The organism is Limnohabitans planktonicus II-D5 (genome assembly GCF_001270065.2).
GTDB lineage: Bacteria > Pseudomonadota > Gammaproteobacteria > Burkholderiales > Burkholderiaceae_C > Limnohabitans_A > Limnohabitans_A planktonicus.
The window spans coordinates 74,894-86,129 of the sequence record NZ_LFYT02000007.1 but is presented as its reverse complement, the minus strand read 5'-3'; the positions used below and the strand labels follow the sequence as shown (position 1 = coordinate 86,129).

At 58.3% G+C, this 11,236-nt stretch carries 9 protein-coding genes; 7 read left to right on the top strand and 2 right to left on the bottom strand.

Translation table 11 applies throughout. The features are described 5' to 3' along the window. Positions 1–1,318 precede the first annotated feature (1,318 nt). The 4 genes from H663_RS28210 to H663_RS28195 all read left to right on the top strand — a co-directional run bounded on the left by H663_RS28210 (position 1,319) and on the right by H663_RS28195 (position 5,045). Entirely contained in the window at positions 1,319–2,296 is a 978-nt protein-coding gene (locus tag H663_RS28210; protein WP_240620454.1) for a LysR family transcriptional regulator, read from the top strand. Between the two features lie 101 nt (positions 2,297–2,397). Next, positions 2,398–3,582 (top strand): NAD(P)/FAD-dependent oxidoreductase, encoded by a 1,185-nt coding sequence (locus H663_RS28205; protein WP_053173375.1) that lies wholly within the window; start codon positions 2,398–2,400, stop codon positions 3,580–3,582. Between the two features lie 69 nt (positions 3,583–3,651). Continuing rightward, a complete protein-coding gene (locus tag H663_RS42055) occupies positions 3,652–4,482 on the top strand; it encodes a type 2 periplasmic-binding domain-containing protein (RefSeq protein ID WP_205872697.1) in 831 nt (276 codons plus the stop codon). Next, the gene (locus H663_RS28195; protein WP_053173379.1) at positions 4,440–5,045 is read left to right on the top strand and encodes a CDP-alcohol phosphatidyltransferase family protein; all 606 of its coding nucleotides are present in this window, start codon (positions 4,440–4,442) and stop codon (positions 5,043–5,045) included. Before H663_RS42055 ends, H663_RS28195 begins: the two co-directional genes overlap by 43 nt. 129 nt (positions 5,046–5,174) lie before the next feature. On the opposite strand, the gene H663_RS28190 is transcribed toward H663_RS28195, so the two are convergent. Together H663_RS28190 and H663_RS41280 are read right to left on the bottom strand one after the other, a co-directional pair. Further along, entirely contained in the window at positions 5,175–5,789 is a 615-nt protein-coding gene (locus tag H663_RS28190) for a DUF6630 family protein (protein ID WP_053173381.1), read from the bottom strand. 1,076 nt (positions 5,790–6,865) lie between these two features. Continuing rightward, positions 6,866–7,051, bottom strand: a complete 186-nt coding sequence (locus H663_RS41280; protein WP_133239987.1) for a hypothetical protein — start codon at positions 7,049–7,051, stop codon at positions 6,866–6,868. Between the two features lie 458 nt (positions 7,052–7,509). On the opposite strand from H663_RS41280, the gene H663_RS28180 reads away from it, so the two are divergent. From H663_RS28180 to H663_RS28170, 3 genes are read left to right on the top strand one after another with little or no spacing between them, the layout of a single operon-like run. Beyond that, positions 7,510–9,705: a type I restriction-modification system subunit M gene (locus H663_RS28180; RefSeq protein WP_053173383.1), complete on the top strand. Its 2,196-nt coding sequence runs from the start codon at positions 7,510–7,512 to the stop codon at positions 9,703–9,705. After that, positions 9,702–10,853, top strand: coding sequence for a restriction endonuclease subunit S (locus H663_RS28175; RefSeq protein ID WP_083451209.1), 1,152 nt, complete (start codon positions 9,702–9,704; stop codon positions 10,851–10,853). Before H663_RS28180 ends, H663_RS28175 begins: the two co-directional genes overlap by 4 nt. Next, entirely contained in the window at positions 10,850–11,122 is a 273-nt protein-coding gene (locus H663_RS28170) for a hypothetical protein (RefSeq protein WP_053173385.1), read from the top strand. The genes H663_RS28175 and H663_RS28170 overlap by 4 nt, the downstream gene beginning before the upstream one ends. Positions 11,123–11,236 lie beyond the last annotated feature (114 nt).

Sequence of the window (11,236 nt, the reverse complement as noted above, 5' to 3'; positions counted from 1 at the left end):
GCACAGGCCCCTGTCGGAGTCTTCGACCGCCGACCTACGTCATCCATGTGTGAGAAGTGCCATCTTGTAGGTCGGCACTCGCAGAGTCCGACAATATTGGTTTCTGCACAGGCCCACGTCGGGGTCTTCGACCGCCGACCTACGACATCCATGTGTGAGAAGTGCCATCTCGTAGGTCGGTACTCGCAGAGTCCGACGTTATGGGGTTGGGCACAGGCCCCTGTCGGAGTCTTCGACCGCCGACCTACAACATCCATGTGTGAGAAGAGCCATCTCGTAGGTCGGCACTCGCAGAGTCCGACAATATTGGTTCCGGCACAGGCCCACGTCGGGGTCTTCGACCGCCGACCTACAACATCCATGTGTGAGAAGTGTCATCTCGTAGGTCGGCACTCGCAGAGTCCGACGTTATGGGGTTGGGCACAGGCCCACGTCGGGGTCTTCGACCGCCGACCTACAACATCCATGTGTGAGAAGTGCCATCTCGTAGGTCGGCACTCGCAGAGTCCGACATTGTTGGTTTCGGCAAAGGCCCACGTCGGAGTCTTCGACCGCCGACCTACAACATCCATGTGTGCGAAGTGCCATCTCGTAGGTCGGTACTCGCAGAGTCCGACAATATTGGTTCCGGCACAGGCCCATGTCGGGGTCTTCGACCGCCGACCTACGTCATCCATGTGTGAGAAGTGCCATCTCGTAGGTCGGCACTCGCAGAGTCCGACGTAGTTGGTTTCGGCAAAGACCCCTGTCGGGGTCTTCGACCGCCGACCTACAAAATCCATGATGGGGTTGGGCACAGGCCCACGTCGGAGTCTTCGACCGCCGACCTACGACATCCGTGTGTAAGACATGCCATCTCGTAGGTCGGCACTCGCAGAGTCCGACGTTATGGGGTTGGGCACAGGCCCACGTCGGAGTCTTCGACCGCCGACCTACAACATCCATGTGTAAGACATGCCATCTCGTAGGTCGGCACTCGCAGAGTCCGACGTTATGGGGTTGGGCACAGGCCCATGTCGGGGTCTTCGACCGCCGACCTACGTCATCCATGCGTGAGAAGTGCCATCTTGTAGGTCGGCACTCGCAGAGTCCGACGTAGTTGGTTTCGGCAAAGACCCCTGTCGGAGTCTTCGACCGCCGACCTACGACATCCATGCGTGAGACATGCCATCTCGTAGGTCGGCACTCGCAGAGTCCGACGTAGGTGGTTTCGGCAAAGACCCCTGTCGGAGTCTTCGACCGCCGACTCACAACACCTTTAGCATTGAATACTTCACAGGGCCGAATCAATATGAAAAAACGTGCTTCAGACAAAGTGATGCCCCCTTCCTGGGAACAGTTGCGCAGTTGGGTGGCTTTGGTGGAAACCGGCTCCGTGTCGGCGGCGGCGCAGCGGCTCGAGATTTCCCAGGCGGGCGTGTCCCAACATGTGCGGCAGCTGGAGGAGTCGTTGGGCGCCTCACTGCTGGACCGGGCCACGCGCCCGGCCCACCCCACGGCTTCGGGCCAGCGCCTGTATGTCCAAGCGCGTGACTTGCTCTCGCGTGCCAGCCACATGACCGAGACGGTGCGCGCTCTTCACCGCAGCAAAAGGAGCTTGTTGCGGCTTGGGTGTGTGGACTCCTTTGCCGCCACGATTGGCCCACAAATGGTGCGGGGCCTGGCCGGGCGTGTGCAGCGGCTGCGCCTGGTGTCGGGCATCAACCCGGGCCTGGCCGAGCAGTTTGACAACCACCAGCTGGACGTGCTGATCACCACCGACGACCCCAAGCCTGCCGCCGGGCGTCAATGTCTGGCCTTGTTTTCAGAACAGTTTTTGTTGGCCGTGCCCTCGGACTTCCAGGTGCCGCCTTTGGCGTCTTTGCAGCAGCTCAGTGGTTTGCGGCCCTTCATGCATTACAGCACTCGCTCCAAAATGGGGGCGCTGGTCGATGCCTACCTGGCCCGCCACGACCCCGACATCGAGCAGGTGTTTGAATTTGATGCCACCGACCCCTTGCTGAGCTTGGTGCGCGAGGATTTGGGCATCGCCCTGACCACCCCTTTGTGCCTGTGGCAGTCGCGCTACCACGCCATGCACCTGAAGTGTGTGCCCCTGACAGCCTTGCGGCATCAGGGCAAGGCCTACCCGCCCCTGCAGCGCACTTTCTACATGGTGTACCGGCCCGACGAATTGGGCCCCCTGGCCCAGGACATTGCGGCCATGGTGCGGGTGGCGGTGCGCGAGCTGCAACGCGAATGGGTGAGTGCGCTGAACCTTCCCGCCAACTTGCTCAGCGTGAACGAAGACCGCTGAAGGCATCAGCGCCAAGGCTGATGCTGATGATCAGCCAATGCAAAACTGATGCACTAATCGGCCATGCACCTTAGGCTGGTGTTCCACAACAGGAGTGCGATGTGAGTTCATGGGATGCAATCGTGATCGGGGCGGGCGTGATCGGCACCTCGGTGGCCTACAACCTGGCGGCCTTGGGCGCTCAACGTGTGCTGGTGCTCGAGCGCGATCAGATCGGCGCGGGCACCACCTCACAGTCCAGCGGTATTTTGCGCACCCACTATTCGGTGGTGGAAAACATGGCGCTGGCGCAGCAGTCCTGGTCGGTGTTTGAAAACTTTGCCGCACACCTGCAAGACGAAGACGCCAGTGCCGGCCTGGTGCGTTGCGGTTATTTGATCGCCTCGCCCGAAGGCCCCAAGTTGGCCCCCTTGCGCGAGGCCCTGGCCGCACAAGAGGCGCGTGGCATTGCGCTCAGCAGGCTCAGCCCTCAAGAGGCCAGCGAACGCTTGCCCATCTGCCGTTTTGACGATGCCGCCTTGATCGGCTTTGAGCCCGATGCGGGCTTTGCCGATGCTTATCTGGTGGCCACCAGTTACGCCCGCGCCGCCCGCAGGCGCGGGGTCAAGTTCATGGAAGGCGAAAGCGTCACGCGATTGCTGCTGCAGCAAGGCCGCGTCAGTGGCGTGGAAACGGCCAGCGGGGTGTTCCATGCGCCTGTCGTCGTCAGCACACAAAACATCTGGGCGCATGAATTGGCCACATGGACGGGCATTCAGGTGCCTTTGACGCCCGAGCGGCACAAGGTCATGTCGCTTGAAGGCCCCGAGGCCTACACCTATGCCATGCCGGTCTACAAAGACTTGGGCTCGCCCGGCATGCTGTATTGCCGCAGCTATGGCGGGCGGCAGATGCTGGTGAGCGAGGGCACTGCCGGAGAAAGCCTGAGCGGGCCAGACAACACCCAAGGCGATATTTCCATGGACGATGTGGCGCACTTGGGCGTGCAGGTGGCAGAACGCTTTCCCTCGTTTGCCGAAGCGGGTCTGGCCTCGTCATGGACCGGGGTGTACGACGTGACCCCTGATTGGAACCCGGTGCTGGGCGGTGTGAACGAGGTCCCGGGTCTGGTGGTGGGCTTTGGTTTTTCGGGCCACGGCTTCAAACTCTCACCCGCCGTGGGCCGGGTGCTGGCCCAGCAAGCCCTGGGCCTGCCCACCGATGTGCCCTTGGCCCCGTATGCGCTGGAGCGTTTCAGAACCGGGCAGTTGTTGCAGGGCCGTTATGGCTCGGGGGCGGTGGCCTGAGCGAGTCCTCCGCCCATACCTCGGGTCAGCGAGAATCAAGCGTTTTGGGCAACTGACTCGGATGACCCCATGAACCTGTTCAACCGTCGCCAATCTCTCACGCTGTTGGGCGCGGCTGTGCTGGTGCCCAGTGTCACGCCTGTGCTGGCACAGGCGGCCACGCCATCGACCACGGCTTGGCCCGACACCGAACGCGCCGCCCGTGGCCAAACGGTGTATTTCAACGCCTGGGCAGGCAGCGAACGCATCAACGCTTACCTGCAATGGGTGGCGGGCGAGTTGCAGCGTGACTTTGGCGTCAAACTGCAGCACGTCAAGATCAGCGACGCGGCCGATGTGGTCAAGCGCGTGCGTGCCGAAAAGCAAGCCGGACGCAAAGACACCGAAGGCACGGTGGACCTGATCTGGATCAACGGCGAAAACTTTGCCGCCATGAAACGCGATGGCTTGTTGTCGGCGCCGTTCGCCCTATTGATTCGGCCCTGTGAAGTCTGCAAGGTGACTTCAATCTTGCAGCTTGTGGGAGCTAGCCCTGCTGGCGATCAGACGCTGGTGGACCACAGGCATTTCGCTGGGCTGGCAAGCGTCCACAAAATCCTCCCAACGGGCAACACGCAGCTCAGACTTCATCGGGCCGAATCAATAACTTTGTCCAATTTCCAATGGGTGGACACAGCAGGCAAGCCCACCACGCTCCAAACTCGACGCCGCCTTGCGCGCCCAGCTGCGCCCGTGGGTGTTTGCGCATGTGCGCGAACGGCGCATCCCGGTGGTGCTGGTCACACACGACGAACAAGACGTGGCCGACCCGCAGCGCGTGGTGCACTTGCGCGCCGCCACCGAAGAAAGCCCAACCCATGTTTGACCGCCACGCCCAAACCCTCTTGCGCCCCGCGCTGAACGCCGCCGCCCGCGGCTTGGTGCGCGCAGGCATCAGCGCCGACGCCCTGACCTGGCTGGGCTTTGCCATCGGCATGGCCGCCGCCGTGGCCATTGCCCTGCAAGCGTGGTGGTGGGGCTTGGCGCTGCTGCTGGCCTCTCGCTTGCTCGACGGCCTGGACGGCAGCGTGGCCCGCCTGACCCAGCCCACCGACGCGGGCGGCTTCTTGGACATCGCACTCGACTTCGTGTTCTACGCCGCTATCCCCCTGGCCTTTGCAGTGGCCAACCCCGCGACCAACGCGCTGCCCGCTGCGGCCCTGCTGGCCAGCTTCATCGGCACCGGCAGCAGCTTTTTGGCGTTCGCCGCACTGGCCGAAAAACGCGGCCTGACGGACACCGCCTTGCCGGGCAAAAGCTTTTACTTCTTGGGTGGTTTGACCGAAGCCACCGAGACCATCACCGTGTTTGCTGCCATGTGCATTTGGCCTGAACACTTTGCGGTGTTGGCTTATGGGTTTGCGGGCTTGTGTGCCATCACCACGGGGATGCGGGTTTGGTGGGGGTATTGGCGGTTGGGGTGAGGTTAACCGACGGGACGCTGCAGCTGATACCAGCCACGGCGCACCAGAGAAGTTGCCCTTACTATGGGGTCCACTTCACGCCTCCAACAACTGTTTATATCGTAGCTTCGTACGATATGAACATATCCATTAGGTATTCGCGAGCGAAAACTCCGCATGATCGTAAAGTGTGAGTTGCGCCGCCAATGCAAGTTTTTTGGCAGCAGAACTTTCTGATGCCCTGACAATTACCGAACAATAGGAATCTGAGTTCGTCTCGAAGTGCAGAAGCGAAAGGTCTCTTTCGGCTAGCCAGTCGGACAAGGCCAGCAGTGATTCGGGTACCGAGCGGAATTCGGTGATGCAATCGTGTGCCCAGCGCTCTCTGATGCCGAATGTGGTCAGAATTTCTGAAACCTGCCAAACGATTTCCTCGCGTGCCTTGCAATCCAATTGGATAAAAACCCATTTCCCACGCCGTTGACCATCATCACCGGACATGATTTCGCCCAAAGCATCGAACGAGTCGCACGAGTCATCTAAAGCTCGCATTGCAACTCTGCTCAAGCGTTGAGATTCAGTCTTTTGCAACTGGCGCGTTGCAAATTGGATGAACGCCTTCAGGCTCTTTTTCCTTTGCGATATCTCCGCCTTGTTCGTCGGATTTAGAAGTTCCCAAATTTCGTGGTCTGGCACATTGGTTTCTATGGGCTCTGTCGGGGTTGTGAAATCTCTGTTGAGTAGCTTGCCGAGAAACTTAAGCATGATGAAAACCTAACGAGGGGTGACCGTTGCGTAATTTAGACATAAATTGCGGAAGCTATTTCTGATGCGGTACTGAATGCATTTATTTACGATGAAGTATCCATGGCGACTACTTACCTTGCGATGGCTGACGTTTGACATGAGAGGAAGCGCCTGACTTGCCGGGTGACGTCCTCTCGATGGAAGGGTTGGACGAAGCCGCTACGCGGAGCGGGTGTGCCGCAACGGCTGTTGGTGAATTCGTAAGCTGTAGGTTCATGCCTAAATTGTGGGGCATGTGATCTTCAACTTTTCTGGATTTTGCCCATGTCGATGTGACCCGGTGGCTATGACCCCGCCACTTTCCCCGAACCATTTTCCAGGGCGTACCGCACCCACCTGCAACCCCTCAAGCTCAAAGGCCTGCAGCCCAAGACCATTGACGCTTACGCTCGTGCAATCCGGTGCATGGGCGACTACTTTGATTTTGCAATTGACAAGCTCTCGCCCGCACAACTGACCCACTATTTCAGCGTTCTTGTTGCTTTAGAAGGGCGCGCAACTGTGGTTTCTTGCATCCGAACAGCAAAAGGCTGATCAGCTTGCTGAAGTTGCTGGTGTTCAGGAGCCCAAGTGGTACCGCAACCCCATCAGCGACATCTCAGACCACGCCTCGTGCGCAATGGAAGTGCGCGTGCTGCGCCGGTGCCATGAGGGTGCTGCGCCGCCGAATCTTGCCATCGATCAATGCGTCGCCACCGCAACACAGTCAGGCCACCACGAACCAGTGACACGGCCGATCTCAGCTTGAAGAACGCGCAACAGTGCCCCAAAAGCACTGTGAATGAGCACGGCCAAAAACAACCTCACACTGCCAAAAAAGTGCCGCAAGGGCACCCGACGCACCGCCGTCAGATCGCTTGAGCCAAGTGAAAGCTCAATTGCACAGGCAAGACAAAAAAGATGTTTTCTGTAGGGCAAAAACCACCGCCCAGAACCGGGCTCGTCCAACAAACGGATCAGGTCGCGGCTTCGCGCGACCTATCCTTACTCGTTAGGCTTTTGCACAAACTACTTCAAGTTTCATATTCTTGAAATCATTTTCGATCTGATACACGAAGAATTTTCGTTTCTACTCTAACAGTTCCAACTTGAGATTTTTGCCGACTTTTTGCAATTTCAATAGCATCTCGTTGATTGTCTGCTTCAATATTGTGAGTATTTCCGTTTAGTCTGCGTCCATCTTTGTCGTAGGCTACAGCTTCTATGGCATAAAAAGGCATAATTTTTTCCTTCACCTCTGAATAAAAAATAGGAACAACAAAGAGAGGTGCTTTGCAGATTCCTAACGTGATGTAGATCCCAAAACCCGGTTGATACACCCGGCCCGTGTCGATACATCTTGTTGTTGAAATCGTCGCAAGCGGCTTGCGACATGGGTTTCAGGCCAGACACTGCATGTACATGCAGGTATAAATTTGCAGCCCAAACCCGGCATCCAACCCCTTGCAACATGCCCACCCGCACCATCCAGCGCAGCAGGCCCGAAGCGCCCAACTATAACCAAATAAATAACAAAAATTAACTACAAAACGCCTTTACGCGTAAACCCCCATGAGCCCACCAAACCAACCCAAAGCGCAACCCAAAGCTGGGCATAATCATTCAGCCCTCCCGCTGGCCACCCCGCCCAAACGCCCCTCCGGCAACCCCCCCAAAACAACAATCAACCCCCGCACAGATGACCGCCAACGCCTTCCACAACATCGCGCAAATTGAAACCAGCCTGTGGGAAGCCGCCGATCAGCTCCGTGCCAACTCCAACCTCACGGCCACCGAATATTCCATGCCGGTGTTGGGCGTGATTTTTTTGCGGCACGCCACCAACCGTTACCAGACCGCGCTGCAAGCCATTGAGGCCGCGCAGGCGGCGGGCACCATGCCAAAGCGCCCGCTGGTCAAGGGCGACTTCATCAAGCGCCGCGCTTTGATGCTGCCCGAGGCCGCACGCTACGACACCTTGCTCAACCTGCCTTCGGGGGGCAGCTTGGGCGGTGCACTGGTCGCGGCCATGAACGCGATCGAGGCCGACTTTGCGCCGCTGCAAGGCAGCCTGCCCAAAGACTACGACCGCTTTGATAACAAGCTGCTCGAAAACCTGCTGCGCTGTTTTGACAGCCAAGCCCTGCGCAATGCCACGGGCGATGTATTTGGCCGCATCTACGAATATTTCTTGATGAAGTTCGCCATGCAGGGCGCGCAAGACAACGGCGAATTTTTCACACCGCCGTCGCTGGTGCAAACGCTGGTCAACATCATCGAGCCCGACCACGGCGTGGTGGCCGACTTGGCTTGCGGCTCGGGCGGCATGTTCGTGCAGAGCAGCCACTTCATCGAGCAGTCGGGCCAAGAGACCATGAACCGGGTCACCTTTTACGGCCAGGAAAAAACCCCCACCACCATCCGCCTGGCCAAGATGAACCTGGCCGTGCACGGGCTCGAAGGCGACATCCAGGAAGCCAACACTTTCTACGACGACCCACACCGCCTGCAAGATGGCAAGCCGCTGTGGGGCAACGTCGACTTCATGATGGCCAACCCGCCTTTCAACGTCGACAAGGTCGATGCCGAAGCCATCAAGACCGACCGCCGCCTGCCCTTTGGCCTGCCCGGCATCAACAAAGACAAACACGTCTCCAACGGCAACTACCTGTGGATCTCGTACTTTCACAGCTACTTGTCGCCCACGGGCCGCGCCGGGTTTGTCATGTCATCGCAAGCAAGCAGCGCAGGCCATGGCGAAAAAGAAGTGCGCCGCAAACTGGTCGAGACCGGCGACGTGGACGTGATGGTCGCCATCCGCTCCAACTTCTTCTACACCCGCACCGTGCCCTGCGAGCTGTGGCACTTTGACCGGTCCAAACCCGCAGCGCTCAAAGACAAAGTGCTCATGCTCGACGCCCGCAACGTCTACCGCAAAGTCACCCGCAAGATTTACGACTTCTCGCCCGAGCAACAAGCCCACCTGAGCGCCATCGTCTGGCTCTACCGGGGCCAGCAAAGCCGCTACCTGAGCCTGGTGCACAGCTACATCACCCGCCTGAACACCGAGGCCCAAGGCGTGGACGCCACCTTGACCCCGCTGCTGGACCAGCTGACCCAATCACAACTGGCGCTGCAAACCCTCAGCAAAGCCATCAGCGCTTTGAAAGACGCACCGCAGCCCGCCCAAGAAAGCCTGAACGCACTGCAAGCCGCACTGGCCGAGCAAAGCCAAGCCGCCCAAGCCTTCATGACCGACCGCGCCAGCCTGGTCACCGGCCTGCAAGCGTTTGGCAAAACAGTGACGGCAAGCGGCACCCAAGCCAGCACCGACAACGCCACCCAAATCCAACTGCGCCAAAGCTTTGACAAACAAGCCGAAGCCGCCAAGGGCATGGTCAAGCAAATTGACTTGCTCTACAAACTCGCCGCCCGCAGCGCACAACAAGCGCAAGCCCTGGCCGCGCAGCTGAGCCAACACGAAGGCAAGTCAGACAAAGACGCGGCCATCCAAGCCGCCGCCGACCTGCTCGACCGCCGCGCCGTCAACAAAAGCCTCAAGCAACTCGACGAAGCCCGCCACACCGCCGTGGAGCAACTCAAGGCCTGCGCCTACACCCACCGCCAAATGGTCTGGCTGCAAGAGCGTTTTCCCAATGCCGAGATGCAAGACGTGCCCGGCCTGTGCAAAGTCGTCAGCCGCGCCGACATCGAAGCCGCCGACTGGAGCCTGACCCCCGGCCGCTACGTGGGCGTGGCCCCGGCCGAGGTGGACGAAGACTTCGACTTTGAACAAACCCTGCGCGACATCCATGTGGAGCTGACGGATTTGAACCGCGAGGCGGTGGAACTGGCGGCGAAGATTGCGGCCAACTTTGAGGGGCTGGGGGTATGAGTTGGCAAGACTCAACGCTTGGAGCGTTGACCAAGCTGGATGGTGGCTTGATCCAGACAGGGCCATTTGGATCACAGCTGCACCAAGCTGAGTACGAGGCCGAGGGCATACCCGTCGTCATGCCCAAAGACATTACGGACGGCGGCATTTCAAGCGAAACGGTTGCAAGGGTGTCAGAACAAACTGCTACACGACTTGAACGCCACAAACTCAAGCCACGGTCTATTGTGTTGCCACGCCGAGGTGAAATCACCAAACGTGCGTTCATCAGAGATGAGCAGGACGGCTGGCTTTGCGGTACTGGCTGCCTGAAGATTGAGTTGAATGGAGACCATTTGGTTCCAGAGTACCTCTATTACTTTATGGAGCAAGAGCATGTCACCAAGTGGCTCTTGCAGCATGCGGTGGGTTCAACCATGCTCAACTTGAGCGCGGGCATCGTCGCGGCAATGCCTGTCCGCTATCCTGAAATCAATGTGCAGAAAGCGATTGCTGAAACGCTCTCTACTTACGACGACCTCATCGACAACAACCGCCGCCGCATGGCCCTGCTTGAAGACTCGGCACGGCAGCTCTACCGCGAATGGTTTGTGCGCCTGCGCTTTCCCGGCCATGAGCACACCTCTATCGTGGACGGCGTGCCGCAGGGGTGGGAGCGCAAGACTTTGGGTGAGTCCATCACGCTCAACTACGGCAAAGCCCTCAAAGCTGAATTGCGCGTCGAAGGAGATTACCCGGTTTACGGCTCCAGCGGCATCGTCGGCACTCACGAAAAACCACTGGTCCAAGGCCCTGCCATCGTGCTGGGCCGCAAAGGCAATGTGGGCAGCGTTTACTGGTCCAGCAAAAGCTTCTTTCCCATCGACACCGTTTATTTCGTTAGTGCCGAAAGCAGCAGCTTGTACCTTTACTACGTGCTCAAGCACATGCACTTCATCAGCACCGACGTCGCAGTCCCTGGCCTGAATCGCGATTTTGCATACAGCCGCACGATGCTTCACCCGCCAGAAACTTTGTTGCGTTCGTTCCACGAGACGGTGGAGTCGATTCATGCGCAACTGGACAAGCTGGACGAAACAAACCAAAAACTCCGCCAAGCCCGCGACCTGTTGCTGCCCCGCCTGATGAACGGAGAATTGGCCGTATGACCCGCGAAGACCAGCACACCGACCTGAAATCCCTGCGAACCGTCACGGGCAAGTCGGTTGGCTGGCGTGATTTGGCTCAAAAAGCGCTGAATCAACATCAAGTATTTGGCTCAGTGAGCCAAATACCAAAGTGGTCATCTGGCAAGTCATTGATTTCAAATGATTTTTTTCTTGGCTCAGTGCTCCAAATGAGCCAAATGCGAACCAAATTTGAGCCAAATGCGCGTCAAATTTTCGTCAATAAACCAAGGCAGACACCCGTTCATTGATCTGGTTTCTAAAGGACAAAACAGGGGTAATCATGAAGAGGCAAAGACCTTTCGGGTTGATAGAAATTTCTAAGTCATTGATTTGTATGGAGTTTTCTAAAGGACAAATCTGCA

Coding starts and splice junctions, on each gene's coding strand:
- H663_RS28195 (WP_053173379.1), top strand. CDS start 4,440: ATGTTTGACCGCCACGCCCAAACCCTCTTGCGCCCCGCGCTGAACGCC.
- H663_RS28180 (WP_053173383.1), top strand. CDS start 7,510: ATGACCGCCAACGCCTTCCACAACATCGCGCAAATTGAAACCAGCCTG.
- H663_RS28175 (WP_083451209.1), top strand. CDS start 9,702: ATGAGTTGGCAAGACTCAACGCTTGGAGCGTTGACCAAGCTGGATGGT.
- H663_RS28170 (WP_053173385.1), top strand. CDS start 10,850: ATGACCCGCGAAGACCAGCACACCGACCTGAAATCCCTGCGAACCGTC.
- H663_RS41280 (WP_133239987.1), bottom strand. CDS start 7,051: ATGCCTTTTTATGCCATAGAAGCTGTAGCCTACGACAAAGATGGACGC.
- H663_RS42055 (WP_205872697.1), top strand. CDS start 3,652: ATGAACCTGTTCAACCGTCGCCAATCTCTCACGCTGTTGGGCGCGGCT.
- H663_RS28190 (WP_053173381.1), bottom strand. CDS start 5,789: ATGCTTAAGTTTCTCGGCAAGCTACTCAACAGAGATTTCACAACCCCG.
- H663_RS28210 (WP_240620454.1), top strand. CDS start 1,319: ATGCCCCCTTCCTGGGAACAGTTGCGCAGTTGGGTGGCTTTGGTGGAA.